General features: G+C 39.4%; 14 protein-coding genes, 1 tRNA gene and 2 rRNA genes. 10 read left to right on the forward strand and 7 right to left on the reverse strand.

The genetic code is table 11. The features are described from left to right. Positions 1 to 14 precede the first annotated feature (14 nt). The 4 genes from DV427_RS03395 to tfoX form a co-directional block, all read right to left on the reverse strand. Positions 15 to 2,911: ribosomal RNA gene (locus DV427_RS03395) — 23S ribosomal RNA — on the reverse strand. Between the two features lie 269 nt (positions 2,912 to 3,180). Further along, a tRNA-Glu gene (locus DV427_RS03400) sits at positions 3,181 to 3,256 on the reverse strand. A gap of 123 nt (positions 3,257 to 3,379) precedes the next feature. Next, positions 3,380 to 4,919: ribosomal RNA gene (locus DV427_RS03405) — 16S ribosomal RNA — on the reverse strand. Together the 16S and 23S rRNA genes with 1 tRNA gene alongside form the textbook arrangement of a ribosomal RNA operon. A gap of 292 nt (positions 4,920 to 5,211) precedes the next feature. Further along, on the reverse strand, positions 5,212 to 5,865 hold the full coding sequence (tfoX, locus tag DV427_RS03410) for a DNA transformation protein TfoX (RefSeq protein WP_114891301.1): 654 nt from the start codon (positions 5,863 to 5,865) through the stop codon (positions 5,212 to 5,214). Between the two features lie 386 nt (positions 5,866 to 6,251). Here tfoX and recA point away from each other — a divergent pair, with 386 nt between their 5' ends. Both recA and recX read left to right on the forward strand, forming a co-directional pair. Further along, positions 6,252 to 7,316 carry a recombinase RecA gene (gene recA, locus DV427_RS03415; protein WP_005636084.1) on the forward strand — a complete coding sequence of 355 codons (1,065 nt, stop codon included), beginning with the start codon at positions 6,252 to 6,254 and terminating at the stop codon, positions 7,314 to 7,316. 79 nt (positions 7,317 to 7,395) lie between these two features. Continuing rightward, positions 7,396 to 7,854 (forward strand): recombination regulator RecX, encoded by a 459-nt coding sequence (gene recX / locus DV427_RS03420; protein WP_114891302.1) that lies wholly within the window; start codon positions 7,396 to 7,398, stop codon positions 7,852 to 7,854. Here the strand turns inward: recX and crcB are convergent. After that, entirely contained in the window at positions 7,851 to 8,237 is a 387-nt protein-coding gene (crcB, locus tag DV427_RS03425) for a fluoride efflux transporter CrcB (protein ID WP_114891303.1), read from the reverse strand. The genes recX and crcB overlap by 4 nt on opposite strands. Further along, positions 8,237 to 9,055, reverse strand: coding sequence for a Cof-type HAD-IIB family hydrolase (locus DV427_RS03430; RefSeq protein WP_114891304.1), 819 nt, complete (start codon positions 9,053 to 9,055; stop codon positions 8,237 to 8,239). Before DV427_RS03430 ends, crcB begins: the two co-directional genes overlap by 1 nt. 419 nt (positions 9,056 to 9,474) lie before the next feature. On the opposite strand from DV427_RS03430, the gene DV427_RS03435 reads away from it, so the two are divergent. The 4 genes from DV427_RS03435 to DV427_RS03450 all read left to right on the forward strand — a co-directional run bounded on the left by DV427_RS03435 (position 9,475) and on the right by DV427_RS03450 (position 13,617). Then, the gene (locus tag DV427_RS03435) at positions 9,475 to 10,479 is read left to right on the forward strand and encodes an ornithine carbamoyltransferase (protein WP_114891305.1); all 1,005 of its coding nucleotides are present in this window, start codon (positions 9,475 to 9,477) and stop codon (positions 10,477 to 10,479) included. Between the two features lie 9 nt (positions 10,480 to 10,488). After that, positions 10,489 to 11,421, forward strand: coding sequence for a carbamate kinase (gene arcC, locus DV427_RS03440; RefSeq protein ID WP_114891306.1), 933 nt, complete (start codon positions 10,489 to 10,491; stop codon positions 11,419 to 11,421). 105 nt (positions 11,422 to 11,526) lie between these two features. Beyond that, entirely contained in the window at positions 11,527 to 13,056 is a 1,530-nt protein-coding gene (locus tag DV427_RS03445) for a YfcC family protein (RefSeq protein ID WP_049355586.1), read from the forward strand. A gap of 93 nt (positions 13,057 to 13,149) precedes the next feature. Next, positions 13,150 to 13,617 carry an Lrp/AsnC family transcriptional regulator gene (locus tag DV427_RS03450; RefSeq protein WP_005644158.1) on the forward strand — a complete coding sequence of 156 codons (468 nt, stop codon included), beginning with the start codon at positions 13,150 to 13,152 and terminating at the stop codon, positions 13,615 to 13,617. Positions 13,618 to 13,654: 37 nt separating this feature from the next. Here DV427_RS03450 and DV427_RS03455 read toward each other — a convergent pair whose 3' ends face one another. Next, positions 13,655 to 14,890, reverse strand: a complete 1,236-nt coding sequence (locus DV427_RS03455; RefSeq protein ID WP_114891307.1) for a Zn-dependent hydrolase — start codon at positions 14,888 to 14,890, stop codon at positions 13,655 to 13,657. A 122-nt stretch (positions 14,891 to 15,012) separates the two neighbouring features. On the opposite strand from DV427_RS03455, the gene pepE reads away from it, so the two are divergent. The 4 genes from pepE to cpdB all read left to right on the forward strand — a co-directional run bounded on the left by pepE (position 15,013) and on the right by cpdB (position 20,439). After that, the gene (pepE, locus tag DV427_RS03460) at positions 15,013 to 15,717 is read left to right on the forward strand and encodes a dipeptidase PepE (RefSeq protein ID WP_162790258.1); all 705 of its coding nucleotides are present in this window, start codon (positions 15,013 to 15,015) and stop codon (positions 15,715 to 15,717) included. 17 nt (positions 15,718 to 15,734) lie between these two features. Further along, a complete protein-coding gene (dcuC, locus tag DV427_RS03465; RefSeq protein WP_114891308.1) occupies positions 15,735 to 17,030 on the forward strand; it encodes a C4-dicarboxylate transporter DcuC in 1,296 nt (431 codons plus the stop codon). A 71-nt stretch (positions 17,031 to 17,101) separates the two neighbouring features. Beyond that, entirely contained in the window at positions 17,102 to 18,373 is a 1,272-nt protein-coding gene (locus DV427_RS03470; protein WP_114891309.1) for a M20 family metallo-hydrolase, read from the forward strand. 92 nt (positions 18,374 to 18,465) lie between these two features. Further along, positions 18,466 to 20,439, forward strand: coding sequence for a 2',3'-cyclic-nucleotide 2'-phosphodiesterase (gene cpdB / locus DV427_RS03475; protein ID WP_114891310.1), 1,974 nt, complete (start codon positions 18,466 to 18,468; stop codon positions 20,437 to 20,439). Positions 20,440 to 20,528 lie beyond the last annotated feature (89 nt).

Genomic DNA, 20,528 nt, shown 5'->3' on the forward strand with positions numbered 1-20,528 from the left:
CACTTGAGCGTTGTATAGTTAAGCCTCTCGGGCAATTAGTATGCGTTAGCTCAATGACTCACATCACTTACACACCGCACCTATCTACGTCTTAGTCTTAAACAACCCTTACAGGTTTATAACCTGGGAGAACTCATCTCTTGGCAAGTTTCGTGCTTAGATGCTTTCAGCACTTATCTCTTCCGCACTTAGCTACCCGGCAATGCGTCTGGCGACACAACCGGAACACCAGTGGTGCGTCCACTCCGGTCCTCTCGTACTAGGAGCAGCCCCAACCAATTCTCCAACGCCCACGGCAGATAGGGACCGAACTGTCTCACGACGTTCTAAACCCAGCTCGCGTACCACTTTAAATGGCGAACAGCCATACCCTTGGGACCTACTTCAGCCCCAGGATGTGATGAGCCGACATCGAGGTGCCAAACACCGCCGTCGATATGAACTCTTGGGCGGTATCAGCCTGTTATCCCCGGAGTACCTTTTATCCGTTGAGCGATGGCCCTTCCATTCAGAACCACCGGATCACTATGACCTACTTTCGTACCTGCTCGACTTGTCTGTCTCGCAGTTAAGCTTGCTTATACCATTGCACTAACCTCACGATGTCCGACCGTGATTAGCAAACCTTCGTGCTCCTCCGTTACTCTTTGGGAGGAGACCGCCCCAGTCAAACTACCCACCAGACACTGTCCGAGACCGCGTTCCGCAATCTTCGTTAGAACATCAAACGTTAAAGGGTGGTATTTCAAGGACGACTCCATAATCACTGGCGTGACTACTTCTAAGTCTCCCACCTATCCTACACATCAAAATTCAATGTTCAGTGTCAAGCTATAGTAAAGGTTCACGGGGTCTTTCCGTCTAGCCGCGGGTACACCGCATCTTCACGGCGATTTCAATTTCACTGAGTCTCGGGTGGAGACAGCCTGGCCATCATTATGCCATTCGTGCAGGTCGGAACTTACCCGACAAGGAATTTCGCTACCTTAGGACCGTTATAGTTACGGCCGCCGTTTACTGGGGCTTCGATCAGGAGCTTCTCTTTCGATTACACCATCAATTAACCTTCCAGCACCGGGCAGGCATCACACCCTATACGTCCACTTTCGTGTTTGCAGAGTGCTGTGTTTTTAATAAACAGTTGCAGCCAGCTGGTATCTTCGACCGGTTCAACCTTCAGGGGCTAGCCCTTACAATCTACGCCGGCGCACCTTCTCCCGAAGTTACGGTGCTATTTTGCCTAGTTCCTTCACCCGAGTTCTCTCAAGCGCCTGAGTATTCTCTACCTGACCACCTGTGTCGGTTTTCAGTACGGTTTAGATAAACCTGAAGCTTAGTGGCTTTTCCTGGAAGTGTGGTATCGGTTACTTCAGCTCCTTAGAGCCTCGTCATCATCTCTCAGTGTTAAGGAAGTCCGGATTTGCCTAAACTTCCCACCTACCAACTTAAACGCACATATCCAACAGTGCGATAACCTAACCTACTCCGTCCCCACATCGCAGTTTATCCAAGTACAGGAATATTAACCTGTTTCCCATCGACTACGCTCTTCAGCCTCGCCTTAGGGGCCGACTCACCCTGCCCCGATTAACGTTGGACAGGAACCCTTGGTCTTCCGGCGAACGGGTTTTTCACCCGTTTTATCGTTACTTATGTCAGCATTCGCACTTGTGATACGTCCAGCATGCTTCTCAACACACCTTCATCCGCTTACACAACGCTCCCCTACCCAACAGACTTATGTCTGATGCCGCAGCTTCGGTGCTATATTTCAGCCCCGTTACATCTTCCGCGCAGGCCGACTCGACTAGTGAGCTATTACGCTTTCTTTAAATGATGGCTGCTTCTAAGCCAACATCCTAGCTGTCTAAGCCTTCCCACTTCGTTTCCCACTTAATATAGACTTTGGGACCTTAGCTGGCGGTCTGGGTTGTTTCCCTCTCCACGACGGACGTTAGCACCCGCCGTGTGTCTCCTGAGTATCACTCTTTGGTATTCGTAGTTTGCATCGGGTTGGTAATCCGGGATGGACCCCTAGCCGAAACAGTGCTCTACCCCCAAAGGTGTCCGCTCAAGGCTCTACCTAAATAGATTTCGGGGAGAACCAGCTATCTCCCGGTTTGATTGGCCTTTCACCCCCAGCCACAAGTCATCCGCTAATTTTTCAACATTAGTCGGTTCGGTCCTCCAGTTAGTGTTACCCAACCTTCAACCTGCCCATGGCTAGATCACCGGGTTTCGGGTCTATACCTTGCAACTAGTCGCCCAGTTAAGACTCGGTTTCCCTTCGGCTCCCCTATTCGGTTAACCTCGCTACAAAATATAAGTCGCTGACCCATTATACAAAAGGTACGCAGTCACCCTTTCAGGCTCCCACTGCTTGTACGTACAAGGTTTCAGGTTCTATTTCACTCCCCTCACCGGGGTTCTTTTCGCCTTTCCTTCACAGTACTGGTTCACTATCGGTCAATCAGGAGTATTTAGCCTTGGAGGATGGTCCCCCCATCTTCAAACAGGATATCACGTGTCCCGCCCTACTTCTCGTTAACTTAGTACCACAGCCTGGATGTCGAGTACGGGGCTATCACCCTGTGTCGCTAAGCTTCCCAGCTTATTCCTCTATCTCTGCTGTTATCATTAACAGGCTCTTTCGCTTTCGCTCGCCGCTACTGACGAAATCTCGGTTGATTTCTTTTCCTCGGGGTACTTAGATGTTTCAGTTCTCCCGGTTTGCCTCACTTACCTATGGATTCAGTAAGTGATAGTAGATTCTTCATCTACTGGGTTTCCCCATTCGGATATCTTGGATTAAACGCCTCTTATCGACTCATCCAAGCTTTTCGCAGATTAGCACGTCCTTCTTCGCCTCTGATTGCCAAGGCATCCACCTTGTACGCTTAGTCACTTAACTATACAACCTCAAATGTTTTCAATCACTTTAAGTTTTCACTTCAAAGTGTGGTCAATTTGATGCGTATTTTCATTCAACTAAACACTTGATTGCTTTTGTTCAATCAAGATTTTATGCAAAACAGGTTTGCTCTCAGAGTTTCCTTCTCAGTTCCCTCTTTTCACTTTCCTATTTTGCCTACTCAGACTTTCTCTCGAAAATCTCTTGTTTTCAGCTTGTTTCCAATTTTTTAAAGAACAGTAAGATAATCTAACAAAGTTATCTTTAATTGGCGTCCCCACGGGGATTCGAACCCCGGTTACCGCCGTGAAAGGGCGATGTCCTAGGCCTCTAGACGATGGGGACATCAATTAAAGATACTCTATCTTCTTTTTATCTTTCAACGTTGCTTTCGCTTCGTTTTCACTTGCTCATTTGTCTACAACTATCAGCCAATCTGTGTGAGCACTCGCTGTCTCTCGTCTTTGGTAAGGAGGTGATCCAACCGCAGGTTCCCCTACGGTTACCTTGTTACGACTTCACCCCAGTCATGAATCATACCGTGGTAAACGCCCTCCAAAAGGTTAAGCTATCTACTTCTGGTACAACCCACTCCCATGGTGTGACGGGCGGTGTGTACAAGGCCCGGGAACGTATTCACCGCGACATTCTGATTCGCGATTACTAGCGATTCCGACTTCATGGAGTCGAGTTGCAGACTCCAATCCGGACTTAGACGTACTTTCTGAGATTCGCTCCACCTCGCGGCATCGCCACCCTCTGTATACGCCATTGTAGCACGTGTGTAGCCCTACTCGTAAGGGCCATGATGACTTGACGTCATCCCCACCTTCCTCCAGTTTATCACTGGCAGTCTCCTTTGAGTTCCCGACCGAATCGCTGGCAACAAAGGATAAGGGTTGCGCTCGTTGCGGGACTTAACCCAACATTTCACAACACGAGCTGACGACAGCCATGCAGCACCTGTCTCATGGTTCCCGAAGGCACTCCCGTATCTCTACAGGATTCCATGGATGTCAAGAGTAGGTAAGGTTCTTCGCGTTGCATCGAATTAAACCACATGCTCCACCGCTTGTGCGGGCCCCCGTCAATTCATTTGAGTTTTAACCTTGCGGCCGTACTCCCCAGGCGGTCGATTTATCACGTTAGCTACGGGCACCAAGCTTTAAGCCCAATCCCCAAATCGACAGCGTTTACAGCGTGGACTACCAGGGTATCTAATCCTGTTTGCTCCCCACGCTTTCGCACATGAGCGTCAGTACATTCCCAAGGGGCTGCCTTCGCCTTCGGTATTCCTCCACATCTCTACGCATTTCACCGCTACACGTGGAATTCTACCCCTCCCTAAAGTACTCTAGTTACCCAGTCTGAAATGCAATTCCCAGGTTAAGCCCGGGGCTTTCACACCTCACTTAAATAACCGCCTGCGTGCCCTTTACGCCCAGTTATTCCGATTAACGCTCGCACCCTCCGTATTACCGCGGCTGCTGGCACGGAGTTAGCCGGTGCTTCTTCTGTATTTAACGTCAATGATATGTACTATTAGCACACATCCCTTCCTCAATACCGAAAGAACTTTACAACCCGAAGGCCTTCTTCATTCACGCGGCATGGCTGCGTCAGGGTTCCCCCCATTGCGCAATATTCCCCACTGCTGCCTCCCGTAGGAGTCTGGACCGTGTCTCAGTTCCAGTGTGGCTGGCCATCCTCTCAGACCAGCTAGAGATCGCAGGCTTGGTAGGCCTTTACCCCACCAACTACCTAATCCCACTTGGGCTCATCTCATGGCATGCGGCCTTACGGTCCCGCACTTTCATCTTCCGATACTACGCGGTATTAGCTACAGTTTCCCGTAGTTATCCCCCTCCATAAGCCAGATTCCCAAGCATTACTCACCCGTCCGCCACTCGTCAGCAAGAAAGCAAGCTTTCTCCTGCTACCGTTCGACTTGCATGTGTTAAGCCTGCCGCCAGCGTTCAATCTGAGCCATGATCAAACTCTTCAATTCAAGTTCAATCGCTCAATAAACTACTTAGCTATAAATAAAACACTACTTAAAAAGTAATTATGAATTTTCAGTTAAGCACCTATTAAGACTTCAAAATTAAAAATATTTTAAAACAAGTCAATCAACAAGTGCCCACACAGATTGTCTGATACATTGTTAAAGAGCAAAAAACAACGACGCACGTGGAAACTTAAATACTTCACAACAGTGCGTCGTTGTGTGCGGTGCATTATAGGGATTTTCACAACCCTTGCAAGTACTTTTTGCAAAAAATTATTTGAATGAACAAATTTTATTCGTCATCTAATTTTCTATAGCCTTTTAAACCATTCTTTCTCAAAATTTCGTTTAATTTCTTTAACAAACGCTCCTTTTCAGATTGACTTAAAAATTGGCTATTTTTATTTTGCAAAGCACATACTAACTTCCAATAAAAATCTAAAGTTGCTCCGCTGCCGCTTTTCTTTAATTCCACCAATGCATTTTCTGCACCAATTTCTCTTAGCATAGCAACATCAGTAATGCCAACTTTTATTAGCGCTCTTTCGTGCTTGATAGTTAAATTGGGTAAATCCTTTAATCTATTTAGCTTTCTTAAAGTACGATCTAACCTCTGATTGCGAATTTGCTGAATAGAAAGAATAATCAACTTTCTACACAACATATTATTACGCATCACCTGATCTGAAAGTGCATAATATTGAGAAAGTACAAATCTCTTATTCAACTCATTTGTTGTAAATGGTTCACAACCTAATTTACTTAATTGAATTGCAAGTTCATCCTCACCACGTAGATAAAGTTTTTTATTCTGCCAAATGGCAAACATTGTCTCTTCCTTGTGAAACAAACCGTAACCTGTAAAAAGATTTTTAAAGGTAACATTTCCTACCAACTGATCTAATAGAAGGCAAACATTATTTATATGCTCGTCTTTTATATTCATATAAATCTCCTATGAATAACAATTTTAAAGATGGTCAGTAGAAGTACTTCTGATGTGGTTTATATCATGAAGTTTTTTATCTTCCTAAGAATAAATTTCAGATTTGTGAAGCTGATCGTAAATTTGAAATTTATTTTTATGTAAACAATTGGTTTATATATAAATATACTATATTTAAAAATTTTCTCACCATTATATTTTGTATATAATTTAACCTAAAAATTCAATTAACAAGCTTTTATAACAACTCCCTCATTTTAAGATTTAGATCTGCTTTTTTTGGAATACAGATCCCATATTTTTCCAAATATGAATATTTTTCTTGACCTGTACATCAATACAGATATAATCACAAAAAACTTGAACATTCAAACAGGAATTCACTTATGGCAACTAAAGAAGAAAAACAAAAAGCACTAGCAGCAGCATTAGGACAAATCGAAAAACAATTTGGTAAAGGCTCTATTATGAAATTAGGCGATACCAAAACGTTGGATGTAGAATCTATTTCTACAGGATCACTTGGTTTAGATGTTGCACTAGGAATTGGTGGTTTACCTATGGGACGAATTGTAGAAATTTTCGGACCAGAATCATCTGGTAAAACAACATTAACTCTTTCCGTCATTGCTCAAGCGCAAAAAGCGGGAAAAACCTGTGCATTTATTGATGCAGAACACGCCCTTGATCCTATTTATGCAGCAAAACTTGGGGTAGATGTAAAAGAACTTTTTGTTTCTCAACCAGATAATGGTGAACAAGCACTTGAAATCTGCGATGCATTAGTTCGCTCTGGCGCAATTGATGTAATCATTGTGGACTCCGTTGCCGCACTGACACCAAAAGCTGAAATTGAAGGGGATATGGGTGATTCCCATATGGGGCTACAAGCTCGTTTAATGTCACAAGCTTTACGTAAACTTACTGGCCAAATTAAAAATGCAAACTGTTTAGTTGTATTTATTAACCAAATCCGAATGAAAATAGGTGTGATGTTTGGTAACCCTGAAACCACCACAGGCGGTAATGCATTAAAATTCTATTCTTCTGTTCGCTTAGATATTCGTCGCACAGGTTCTGTAAAAGATGGCGAAAATATTATTGGAAATGAAACACGCGTAAAAGTAGTAAAAAACAAACTAGCGGCACCATTCCGTCAAGTAGATTTCCAAATTCTTTATGGCGAAGGTATTTCAAAAGCAGGGGAATTATTAGAACTTGGTGTAAAACACAAGCTTGTAGAGAAATCAGGTGCATGGTATGCCTATAATGGAGAAAAAATTGGCCAAGGTAAAACTAACTCAATGAAATGGCTCAATGAAAATCCAGAAAAAGCAGATGAGTTAGAAGCTCGTTTACGCGCAGAATTAGTGGCTAATCCAGAACAAGCTTTAATGGCTGACATTGAACAATCTGAAAATAGTTCAGAATCAGAAAGTGATTTTGAATAAATCAAATCATCAACGCCAAAAGTGCGGTCATTTTTAACCGCACTTTATATCAACTCAATAAAAATAAAGGAATCATTCCTTGTCATCCCTTGCTTTTAATTACATAGTTAATCTTCTTTCTCGCAGAGAATATAGTGAATTCGAGCTCCGCAATAAAATGCAGGAAAAGAACTTTTCGGAAGAAGAAATTGATGATGCATTATCTTTATGCCAGGCAAAAAATTGGCAAAGTGATCGTCGTTTTTCAGAAAATTATATAAATTCACGCGCACAAAAAGGTTATGGTGTAGGAAGAATTCGACAAGAATTACTCCAATTAAAAGGTGTGTCTTCTGATATTATTGATGAAGTTTTAATGGAATCAGAAATTGATTGGTATGAAATGGCAGAGAACTTGTTACGTAAAAAATTCCCAAATTACAACGAACAGCAAACGCCTAGAATGAAACAAAAAATTTGGCAATATATGCTATCACATGGATTTCGTAGCGATGAATTTGCTGATTTAATTGGGCAAGACCAAAATGAATGGGATTAATGTAAAAGTTGAGAACAAATTTTATATACCCAAATTCCCAACACAGTCATAGCTAAACACCCGAATAAATGCATCATCAAAACACAAAATCCATTTAACCACTTGTCATTAAAAAATAATTCCACAACTTCGGAAGAAAAAGAAGAAAATGTGGTTAGCGATCCTAAAAAACCGGTAATTAAAAATAATCGCCATTCAGAACTAATTTGTGGAAATTGCCAAAAAAGCCCAAGTAATACACCAATAATTAAACAACCAAGCAAATTAGCTATTAAAGTTCCAAAAGCAAATGAGGAAAATAAAGGATTAAATAACAATCCTATAGCCCAACGCAATGACGCACCTAATATTGCACCACAACTTATGAATAATAATGCCTGCATTAATAATCTAATCCAAATTGAGTTTGCAAATAACGAGCAACTGATTCTTCTTTATTTGAGCCAATAACTTCTAACTCTGGACAAGCTTTTTTTAAACGAATATCTGCATCTTGCATGATACAGCCTTTACCAGCCCAAGAAAGCATTTCTACATCATTCATTCCATCACCAAAAGCAATACAGTCTTTTAACTCATACTCGCGTGATTCGAGTAAATGTTTTAATGCATCGCCTTTTGAAACATTCTTATTCATCACTTCCAAACAGGCTAATGCTGAATAAACAATCGTTGTTACGTCACCAAACTTATCTCGTAAATAACTTTCTACTTCAACTAAATCCTCAGATGTTTTACCAATAAAAAAGACTTTTTCAGTCCCACGTCCATGATGTTTGGAAAAATCAACTACGTTATAATCGAATCCAGATTCTTTATGGAACTGACGCATTGCAGGAATATCTTTATTAGTAAACCATCCTTCATCTTGATAACTATTCATGCATACTTTGGAAGTATCAAATGGCGTTTTGTAAAGCTCTAGAACCAATTCTTCAGGCAAGCTATTGCTATAAAGCAAATTACCCTGTAAATCTCGTACACGAGCACCATTTGATGTAATCATAACCGCACGTTCCGCACCAATTTTTCCAAGAATGGATGACACATCGGTATGGTTACGCCCCGTTGCTAAAATGATATCCACACCGTTTTGCTCTAATGCTCTCAGCGTATCAATGGTAAGATCACCGACTAAATGTTCAGGTGTTAAAAGTGTGCCATCTAAATCAGACACCATTGCTCGAAAAGGTAAATTCATAAAAACCTCAAAAAATAATTTGCGGTTATCATATCACTAAATATACAAATTGCCCTTGTCCAAGATCAATGTATAAAAAACCGTAATAAAAATAACCGCACTTTCGCAACAACTAGATACTTGTATTTAGTTGCTGCAAACCAGAATATATTCCTGTTTTGTTCATATTCTACTAAAAGCAACCTAATACCAATAACGAGTTAATCTATACGAGTTAATCTATTTTTATTTGAAAGAACATAAATTCTAACAATACTAAAAACCACGCAATAAAGTTCTATATATTGGCATTACCAGTTGAAAAACGATAACAAATTTCATTTTATTTCTCTTATAATGCAACTGTTCGAACGACAAGCAGTATCTCGAATGATGTATGTTTATTCCCCAATGGATAGTCAAAAAACAAGGAGATTATTATGGCTTTCAATATGAAAAACAGACATTTACTTAGTCTTGTTCATCACACAGAACGTGAAATTAAATATCTCTTAGATCTCTCCCGAGATTTGAAACGAGCCAAATATGCAGGTACAGAACAACAAAAATTAAAAGGCAAAAATATCGCGCTCATCTTTGAAAAAACCTCCACCCGCACACGCTGTGCATTCGAAGTCGCCGCTTATGACCAAGGCGCACAAGTCACCTACATCGACCCTAACTCCTCCCAAATTGGCCACAAAGAAAGTATGAAAGATACCGCTCGCGTATTAGGTAGAATGTATGATGGCATTGAATATCGTGGCTTTAAACAAAGTATCGTTCAAGAACTTGCTGATTATGCTGGTGTGCCAGTATTCAATGGCCTAACCGATGAATTCCACCCTACACAAATGCTTGCCGACGTACTTACCATGATTGAACATTGCGACAAACCATTAAGCGAAATTAGCTATGTATATATTGGAGATGCTCGCAATAACATGGGTAATTCACTTTTATTAATTGGCGCAAAATTAGGTATGGATGTTCGTATTTGTGGACCTAAAGCATTATTACCAGAAACAAGTCTTGTGGAAATGTGCGAAAAATTTGCGAAAGAAAGTGGCGCTCGTATTACTGTAACTGAAGATATCGATAAAGCTGTGAAAGGTGTAGATTTTGTCCATACTGATGTATGGGTTTCAATGGGTGAACCATTAGAAACTTGGGGAGAACGCATTAAATTATTACTTCCTTATCAAGTCACACCTGAATTAATGAAACGCACTGGTAATCCAAAAGTGAAATTTATGCACTGCTTACCTGCCTTCCATAACAGTGAAACCAAAGTTGGTCGTCAAATTGCTGAAAAATATCCTGAATTAGCTAATGGTATTGAAGTAACTGAAGACGTATTTGAATCGCCAATGAACATTGCATTTGAACAAGCAGAAAACCGTATGCACACAATTAAAGCGGTAATGGTAGCAAGTTTGGCATAAGGAGAATGTATGAGAATAGTAATTGCATTAGGCGGTAATGCGTTATTACGACGCGGAGAGCCGCTGACAGCCGAAAATCAACGACAAAATGTTCGCATTGCTTGTGAGCAAATAGCTAAGATTTGGCCAAATAATGAATTAGTGATAACACACGGTAATGGTCCACAAGTGGGTTTGCTCGCCTTACAAGGCGCTGCCTATACTGATGTACCAACCTATCCTTTAGATGTATTAGGTGCAGAATCAGTAGGAATGATTGGTTATATGATTCAACAAGAACTCGGTAATTTAGTTCCATTTGAAGTGCCATTTGCAACTTTATTATCTCAAGTAGAAGTTGATATCAACGACCCAGCTTTCAAAAATCCAACTAAACCAATTGGCCCTGTTTATACGAAAGAAGAAGCTGAACGTTTGGCAAAAGAAAAAAATTGGTCTATCGCACAAGATGGTGATAAATATCGCCGCGTTGTGCCAAGTCCATTGCCAAAACGTATTTTTGGAATTCGTCCGGTCAAATGGTTGCTTGAAAAAGGTAGTATCGTAATTTGTGCGGGGGGCGGTGGCATTCCGACCTATTATGATGGATATCATAATTTACAAGGTGTTGAAGCCGTTATCGACAAAGATTTATGTTCAGCTTTACTTGCAGAAAATCTTGACGCTGATTTATTCATCATCGCAACTGACGTTTCCGCAACCTTCGTAGATTGGGGTAAGCCAACTCAAAAAGCAATTTCTGTCGCATCACCTAAAGCTATTTCAGAACTTGGTTTCGCTGCAGGTTCCATGGGGCCGAAAGTACAAGCCGCGATCAACTTTGCGAAACAAACAGGAAAAGATGCAGTAATAGGCTCTTTATCTGATATTGTGGACATTGTGAAAGGAAAAGCAGGTACTCGTATTACGAAAAAAGCTGAAGGCATATCCTATTATGCTTAAATAATAAAAGAACTTTGAGAAATCATTCTCAAAGTAAAAAGTGCGGTCGGCTTAACCGATGTTTTTGCCAACCGCACTTTAAACGTTACACATAAGGAGCTCGCTATGGATGCGTCCAAAAAGAAGAAAACGTTTAATTTCCCATCAGCGTTTACCATTTTATTTGCAATATTAATTCTCGCTGTTGGGTTGACCTGGGTAATTCCATCTGGTTCATATTCAAAATTAACATATAACTCCACTGATAATGTTTTTGTGGTCAAAGCTTACGGCGTTGATGATAAAACTTATCCCGCCACAACAGACACTCTTGATAATCTCAATATCAAAATTAAACTCTCCAACTTCACCGAAGGCGTGATCAAAAAACCAATCGCGATTCCTGGTACCTATCAACGTGTAGAACAGCATCACAAAGGCATTGAAGACATTACAAAAAGTATGGTGGAAGGAACCATCGAAGCTGTTGATGTTATGGTCTTTATCTTTGTACTAGGTGGTATGATTGGTGTCATTAACCGTACCGGTTCTTTTAATGCTGGTTTGATGGCTCTAGCGAAGAAAACCAAAGGTAATGAGTTTTTTATTGTATTCTGCGTATCCGTCTTAATGGTGTTAGGGGGAACAACATGCGGTATTGAAGAAGAAGCGGTAGCATTCTATCCAATTCTGGTGCCAGTATTCTTGGCTCTGGGATATGATGCAATAGTTTGCGTAGGGGCAATATTCCTTGCTTCATCTATGGGAACTGCATTCTCTACAATTAACCCATTCTCCGTTGTTATCGCATCAAATGCAGCTGGTATTCAATTTACTGAAGGTATTGGTTTCCGTGCTCTAGGTTTGGTTTTAGGGGCTACTTGCGTAATCGCATATCTTTATTGGTACTGTAAAAAAATCAAAGCTGACCCAAGTTTTTCTTTCACTTATGACGATCGCGAAGAATTTCGCCAACGTTATATGAAGAACTTTGATCCAAATGCAACTATCGCATTCTCAGCTCGTCGCAAATTAATCTTAACGCTTTTCTGTATTTCATTCCCTATTATGATTTGGGGTGTAATGGTTGGCGGATGGTGGTTCCCTCAAATGGCTGCATCTTTCCTAGCCATTACTATCATCATTATGTTTATCAGTGGCTTGTCTGAAAAAGATATTGTGGAATCCTTCACAGAAGGTGCATCAGAATTAGTAGGCGTGTCCTTAATCATCGGCCTTGCTCGTGGCGTAAACTTAGTGCTCGAACAAGGTATGATTTCTGATACTATCCTTGATTATATGTCTAATGTGGTTAGTGGTATGCCGGGTAGCGTATTTATCTTGGGTCAATTAGTCGTATTTATTTTCCTAGGCTTAGTCGTACCATCTTCTTCTGGCTTAGCCGTACTTTCAATGCCAATTATGGCACCACTTGCTGACTCAGTGGGTATTCCACGCGATATAGTGGTTTCCGCTTACAACTGGGGACAATATGCAATGCTATTCTTGGCTCCAACAGGATTAGTATTGGTGACACTCCAAATGTTGCATATTCCATTTGATAGATGGGTTAAATTCGTCATGCCAATGATTGGATGTTTGTTACTAATTGGCTCCATTTTATTAGTAGTACAAGTATCTTTATATAGTGTTTAACTAATTAGCCAAATTGCCGCCTAGATCACAGTTTTTCTAGGCGGTTTCTTTTATAATAAGTTATCTTTTTTGTTAGCATAAAAAGGATTTACTATGCTTAAAAAATGTTTCGATAATATAGATACTCGAATTCTTAAAGCATTACAACGAAATGGTCGATTACAAAATAATGAACTGGCCAACGAAATAGGTTTATCCAATTCAGCTTGTTTACGTCGAGTGAATCACTTGGAAGAAAGCGGCGTAATTGATAACTATGTAGCCTTATTAAATCCTAAAAAAGTAAACTGTAATCTCATCGTTTATGCATTAGGCTCTTTTTTTGAAGAAGACCCAGAATTAAAAGAGCGGTTTATTTTTGAAGTGAAATTAATCCCTCAAATTACCGAATGTCATTTTATGGCTGGTAGCTTTGATTTCTTATTGAAACTCAATGTATCCGATCTTGATCAATTTAATTACATCAAAAACACCTATCTCAATTCTAGGCTTGGCATTAAAACCTTAAAATCAGAAGTAACACTAAAAACGGTTAAGTCAACAACTGAATTGCCTTTATAAAAAAACTCGTATTATTGATACGAGTTTTTTATAACAATTAACAAACTTCAGCCTGTTCTAATATAACTTTTTGTAAAACTTTAATTCCTGCTTCTATATCTTTCCAATCAGTAAATTCAAGAGGGTTATGACTAATTCCTAAATGAGATGGAACAAAAATCATACCTGTCGGACAAAGTGTTGCCATATGCATGGCATCATGTCCTGCACCACTTGGCATTATTTCGTAAGAATAACCAAGGGAATATGCAGTTTCAGCTATTTGGTTTACCATATTTTCAGGTAATACTATTGGATTATCTTTTGAAATAAGTTGTAACTCAATTAATAATCCTCTTTTTTCTGAAACTTTACTAATTTCCTCTTGTAATAATTCAAATACAGAATCTCTAGCTTGTACATGTGTACCTCGAATATCTACTAATAATTCGCAATATCCTGGCACAACATTCATTACTCCTGGTTTAGCTGTAATATTACCTACTGTGGCTACTGTAGAATGTCCAGCTTGAATAGCCGCTTGTTCAATAGTAAGTGATAATTCAGCTCCTCCTAACAATGCATCATGACGATAATGCATTGCTGTTGCCCCCGAATGATCCGCTTGTCCTTTAATTTTAACAATTGCACGAATCGGAGCAGCAATACCTGTCACAACACCTATTGTTTTTCCTTCATTCTCTAAACGAGGGCCTTGTTCTATATGAAGTTCAAAAAAACATTTAAATTCCTTTGCATCACGTTTTGCTTGATTAACCAAATTAAAATTCATTCCTACTTCAGCCATAGCTTCTGATAAACCCTTTCCTTGTTTATCACGTAACGAACTTAATTTTTCTTGATTTACTATGCCGCACATAACTTTACTACCCAATGTAGCAAAATTAAATCTACTCGATTCTTCACAAGTAAAAATTATCAATTCTAAAGGATAACGAGTCTGAATATTCTGTTCACATAATTGCAAAAGAATTTCCAACCCAGCAACAGATCCCAAAGGACCATCAAATTTACCAGCATTCACAACAGTATCAATATGTGATCCGAATGCAACTGCAGGTAAAAAATCTTCTTTACCTGCCTTACGAATAAAAAGATTTCCAATTGAATCTCGACGAATAGATAAATCATATTCTTTACATAATTCAATAATCATATTATGGGCCTTTTCATCCTCCTCTGTAAAAGCTAAGCGAGTCAGCTCGTTTGGTACTGATGAAATAAAAGCTAGTTTTTCAATTAAATTTTGAACACGATTAAGATTAATTGACATAGTTTTCTCCTGATACGGTTTATTTTTTGATATTCGTCAAACAATAATAATTTTTCGTTGAAAATTAACCTTTTCTAAGCGTAATATCGGTATTGCTAAATGCCTCTAAAAAGGAGTAGAAAATGAAAAACATGTTACTGCTCAGTAGCTCAAAATACAAGAACACAGGTTATCTTGAACACACCATACCTTGGTTACAAAATTTCTTGGCTGATTATCGTGGTAAAACAATTGCTTTTGTGCCTTATGCTGGGGTGCGCCGTACTTTTGATGAATATGAAAAAACTGTGCAAAATGCACTTTCTGATTTAGGGATGAATATTGTTTCCGTTCATCATGGTAAACAGCATCGAGATATCATTGAACAAGCAGATGTCATTGCTATTGGCGGCGGGAATACATTTTGTTTGTTAAAACAACTTTATGAACACAATTTGATTGATATCATTCGTGAAAAAGTAAATAACGGTACGCCTTATTTTGGTTGGAGTGCTGGGGCCAATGTAGCTGGCGCATCTATTATGACAACTAATGATATGCCGATTACTTATCCCCCTTCATTTCAAGCATTACAGCTTTTTCGTCATCAAATTAATCCGCACTTTATTTCAGGTAAAATGCAAGGCCACAATGGTGAAAGCCGAGAAGAACGTTTGGAAGAATTTTTACTCGTTAATCCAACTGCATTTGTATATGCCTTACCTGAAGGTTCTGCGCTTCATATACAAAATGAAATGGCAACTGTTTTGGGTGAAAATCCTATTTTGTGCTTCAGTGAAAATATGGAATGTGGCACATTTGATATCAATACAACTTTTTCTTATTAACTTAAAGGGAACATATAATGGAATTATTTAAATCCATCGTTGCAGTGATTGGCATTATTGCCACAATTTATTTTCTGATTAAAAAAGCCGAAACCAGAACCGTTTTAATTGGTGTTGGTTTAATAATGTCCATTCTGACGCTTAATCCAATGGGCGCATTAGATGCTTTTGCTAAAAGCATGACATCTGGCGGATTAATTATGGCTATCTGTTCTAGCATGGGTTTTGCTTATGTAATGAAATACACTCAATGTGATACTCATCTAGTGCATTTACTTACCAAACCATTAAGTGGATTAAAATTCTTCTTAATTCCGATTGCAACAGTCATCACCTTTTTCATCAATATTGCTATTCCTTCTGCTGCTGGTTGTGCAGCTGCGGTTGGTGCAACATTAATTCCCGTTTTAAAAAGTGCGGGTGTTCGACCAGCTACTGCTGGTGCAGCTATTTTAGCAGGGACTTTTGGATCAATGATGAGCCCAGGTTCATCTCACTCAGCAATGATTAGTGAAATGTCAGGCTTAACTATCGCTCAAGTAAACCTTTCACATGCGCCATATAATATGATTGCGGGAGCAATAGGTGCGGTTGTTTTAACAATTCTTGCGCTTGTTTTTAAAGATTATGGTGAACAACATCGTAAAGCTTATCTTGCAGAACAAAAAGAAAGTGAAATTAAAGTTGTTGAAGGCGTCAATGTACTTTATGCTCTTGCACCATTAATACCATTAGTTATTTTAGTGATTGGTGGAACGTCATTACAACAAGTACCGGGTCTTGAATGGACTAAAATGGGAGTTCCTCAAGCGATGCTTATTGGTGCAATTTACGGCATTATCGTAACTCGTATTTCCCCAGTAAAAATCACTGAAGAATTTTTCAATGGTATGGGAAATTCTTATGCAAACGTACTTGGTATCATCATTGCAGCCAGTGTATTTGTAGCAGGATTAAAATCTACGGGCGCAGTGGATGCTGCAATCTCTTTCTTAAAAGAATCCAACGAATTTGTACGTTGGGGTGCAACAATTGGACCATTCTTAATGGGCTTAATTACAGGTTCTGGCGATGCTGCAGCGATAGCCTTTAACAGTGCCGTCACACCACATGCTGTAGAACTCGGATACACTCATGTAAATCTTGGTATGGCAGCAGCCATTGCTGGTGCAATCGGTCGTACAGCTTCACCAATTGCAGGTGTAACCATTGTTTGTGCAGGCCTTGCGATGGTAAGCCCAGTAGAAATGGTAAAACGTACCGCACCAGGCATGATACTTGCTGTTTTATTCTTAGCATTATTTATGTTGTAGAGATAGTAAAAAATTGACCGCACTTTATTTAAGTGCGGTCTGTTTTTATAGACTTTTAAAGGAAGAAAAAAATGAACTTAGATTTAAATCAACTTGTTAAATGGCGTCGTGAATTTCATCGTTTTCCAGAAATTGGCTGGAGTGAATTTTGGACAACTTCTCGCATTGCGGATTACTTGGAAGACTTAGGTTGTTTTAAAATTTTTCTTGGTAAACAAATTATAAACCCTGACTTTGTTCGTGGACGAAAACAAGCCGTAGTAGATAAAGGTTTAGCTAATGCAAAAGCCTATGGAGCCAATGAAAAATGGCTCGAAAAAATGGAAGGGTACACTGGTTGTGTGGCATTATTTGATTCAGGTAAACCAGGGAAAACTATTGCATTGCGTTTTGACATAGACTGTGTGAATGTAACAGAAACTCGCTCACCCGAGCATATTCCAAATAAAGAAGGTTTTGCCTCAATTAACGATGGGTTTATGCATGCTTGTGGACATGATTCACATATTACAATAGGTTTAGGCGTTGCATTATGGATCGCTCAGAACAAAGATAAACTCACTGGAAAAGTAAAAATTGTATTCCAACCAGCAGAAGAAGGTGTTCGTGGTGCAGCTGCTATTGCACAAAGTGGCATAATTGATGATGCAGATTATTTTGCTTCTTCACATATTAGTTTTTGCGCGAATACAGGCACTGTTATTGCTAATCCAAGAAATTTTCTTTCCACTACAAAAATTGATATTCGCTATAAAGGTAAACCAGCCCACGCAGGTGCTGCCCCCCATTTAGGTCGTAATGCTTTATTAGCTGCAGCGCATACAGTCACTCAACTTCATGGTATTGCACGCCATGGTGAAGGAATGACAAGAATTAATGTGGGTGTGCTAAAAGCGGGTGAAGGACGAAATGTCATTCCATCCTCTGCTGAATTACAATTAGAAGTGCGAGGAGAAAATAAAGCAATTAATGAATACATGACTGAACAAGTCATGCAAATAGCCAAAGGTATCTCTATAAGTTTTGATGTAGCGTACGAAACTGAAATTGTAGGTGAAGCCGTGGATATGAATAACGATGTTGAACTTATAAAACTCATCGAAGAAATATCCCTTGAACAACCACAAATAAATAACGTAAATTCAGATTATGCTTTCAATGCAAGTGAAGATGCGACTATTTTAGGTAGACGTGTACAAGAACACGGAGGAAAAGCTATTTACTTCATTCTTGGAGCAGATCGCACAGCAGGTCATCATGAGGCTGAATTTGATTTTGATGAAAATCAATTGCTTACTGGGGTTAATATTTATACATCTTTAGTACAAAGATTATTAGCTTAATTAAATAAAAATATTTTTACTCCTTTCTTTTAAGAATCCTCTATTTTTCTTAGAATAAAGGCAATATCTACTCACCTTATAAGGAAAACTCAATGATTAATAGACGTCATTTTATTCAAATCGGTGCAAGCAGTATTCTTGCATTAAGTGCAAGCCGTTTTGCGACAGCAAAAGGTAAACATGATGTAGATTTACGTATTGTTGCTACTACTGACGTTCACAGTTTCTTAACAGACTTTGATTATTATAAAGACGCACCAACCGAGAAATTCGGTTTTACTCGTGCAGCAAGCCTTATTCGTCAAGCACGTTCTGAAGTAAAAAATAGCGTATTGGTTGATAACGGGGATTTAATTCAAGGTAACCCTATTGCTGATTATCAAGCGGCACAAGGCTATAAAGAAGGCAAATCTAACCCTGCGGTTGATTGCTTAAATGCAATGCATTATGAAGTAGGGACTTTAGGTAACCATGAGTTTAACTATGGTTTAGATTATTTAGCTGACTGTATCAAACAAGCTAAATTCCCAATTGTGAATGCCAACGTAGTAAAAGTCGGAACTGAAGAACCTTATTTCACACCTTATGTCATTCAAGAAAAATCAGTTATTGATAATCAAGGTAAAACACATAAATTAAAAATTGGTTACATCGGTTTTGTGCCACCGCAAATTATGGTTTGGGATAAAGCGAACCTTCAAGGTAAAGTTGAAACTCGTGATATTGTAAAAACAGCGCAAAAATATATCCCTGAAATGAAGAAAAAAGGGGCTGATATTGTCGTTGCATTAGCTCACACAGGCCCATCTGATGAACCTTATCAAGAAGGTGCTGAAAACTCAGCATTCTATCTAGCTGATGTACCACATATTGACGCCGTTATTTTTGGTCACTCACACCGTTTATTTCCAAATAAAGAATTTGCGAAATCACCAAATGCAGACATCGTAAATGGTACAGTAAAAGGAGTACCAGAAAGTATGGCTGGTTACTGGGCAAATAATATAAGCGTGGTGGATTTAGGATTAACAGAACACAAAGGCAAATGGATTGTTACCTCTGGAAAAGCGGTTCTTCGTCCAATCTATGATGCAGAAAATAAAAAAGCACTTGCAGAAAATGACCCTGAAATTACCGCACTTTTAAAACCTGTTCACGAAGCGACACGTAAATTTGTTTCTCAACCTATTGGTAAAGCAACAGATAATATGTACAGCTATCTTGCATTAGTACAAGATGATCCAACCATCCAAATTGTGAACCAAGCACAAAAAGCCTATGTAGAAAAAGTTGCACCAAGTGTTGCAGCAATGGCTGGCTTACCTATTTTAAGTGCGGGAGCACCATTTAAAGCAGGTGGCCGTAAAAATGACCCTACAGGCTATACCGAAGTGAACAAAGGTGAATTAACTTTCCGTAATGCGGCAGACTTATATCTCTATCCAAATACATTAGTAGTTGTTAAAGCGACAGGCGAACAATTAAAAGAATGGTTAGAATGCAGTGCAGGTATGTTTAAACAAATTGACCCTGCAAGTGATAAACCACAATCATTAATTGATTGGGAAGGTTTCCGCACTTACAACTTTGATGTTATTGATGGTGTCAATTATGAATACGATCTAACCAAACCTGCTCGTTACGATGGTGAATGTAAATTAATTAACCCAGAATCGCATCGTGTAGTGAACCTCACTTATCAAGGCAAACCAGTTGATCCAAAAGCAGAATTCTTGATTGCAACGAATAACTATCGTGCTTATGGTAATAAATTCCCAGGCACTGGCGATCAACATATTGTTTACGCATCACCAGATGAAAACCGTCAAATTTTAGCTGATTACATTAAAGTAACCAGTGAAAAAGAAGGTTCTGTAAACCCTAGCGCGGATAAAAACTGGCGCTTTACGCCAATCAAAGGCAACGATAAATTAGATGTTCGTTTTGAAACCTCGCCAAGCGAACAAGCAGCTCAATTTATCAAAGAAAAAGCACAGTATCCAATGAAACAAGTTGGTACTGATGAAGTTGGATTTGCTGTATATCAAATTGATTTATCTAAATAATAATTAGAAAAATAAAATGCCGCCTGAATATCAAAATTTAGACGGCATTTTTTCTTCTAAAGTGCGGTCAAATTTTTGAGTATTTCTGC

The organism is Haemophilus haemolyticus (genome assembly GCF_003351405.1).
In the GTDB taxonomy this organism is placed as follows: Bacteria; Pseudomonadota; Gammaproteobacteria; order Enterobacterales; family Pasteurellaceae; genus Haemophilus; species Haemophilus haemolyticus_N.

Coding starts and splice junctions, on each gene's coding strand:
- crcB (WP_114891303.1), bottom strand. CDS start 8,237: ATGCAGGCATTATTATTCATAAGTTGTGGTGCAATATTAGGTGCGTCA.
- pepE (WP_162790258.1), top strand. CDS start 15,013: ATGAAAAACATGTTACTGCTCAGTAGCTCAAAATACAAGAACACAGGT.
- DV427_RS03445 (WP_049355586.1), top strand. CDS start 11,527: ATGGATGCGTCCAAAAAGAAGAAAACGTTTAATTTCCCATCAGCGTTT.
- DV427_RS03470 (WP_114891309.1), top strand. CDS start 17,102: ATGAACTTAGATTTAAATCAACTTGTTAAATGGCGTCGTGAATTTCAT.
- dcuC (WP_114891308.1), top strand. CDS start 15,735: ATGGAATTATTTAAATCCATCGTTGCAGTGATTGGCATTATTGCCACA.
- DV427_RS03455 (WP_114891307.1), bottom strand. CDS start 14,890: ATGTCAATTAATCTTAATCGTGTTCAAAATTTAATTGAAAAACTAGCT.
- DV427_RS03435 (WP_114891305.1), top strand. CDS start 9,475: ATGGCTTTCAATATGAAAAACAGACATTTACTTAGTCTTGTTCATCAC.
- tfoX (WP_114891301.1), bottom strand. CDS start 5,865: ATGAATATAAAAGACGAGCATATAAATAATGTTTGCCTTCTATTAGAT.
- DV427_RS03450 (WP_005644158.1), top strand. CDS start 13,150: ATGCTTAAAAAATGTTTCGATAATATAGATACTCGAATTCTTAAAGCA.
- cpdB (WP_114891310.1), top strand. CDS start 18,466: ATGATTAATAGACGTCATTTTATTCAAATCGGTGCAAGCAGTATTCTT.
- recA (WP_005636084.1), top strand. CDS start 6,252: ATGGCAACTAAAGAAGAAAAACAAAAAGCACTAGCAGCAGCATTAGGA.
- arcC (WP_114891306.1), top strand. CDS start 10,489: ATGAGAATAGTAATTGCATTAGGCGGTAATGCGTTATTACGACGCGGA.
- DV427_RS03430 (WP_114891304.1), bottom strand. CDS start 9,055: ATGAATTTACCTTTTCGAGCAATGGTGTCTGATTTAGATGGCACACTT.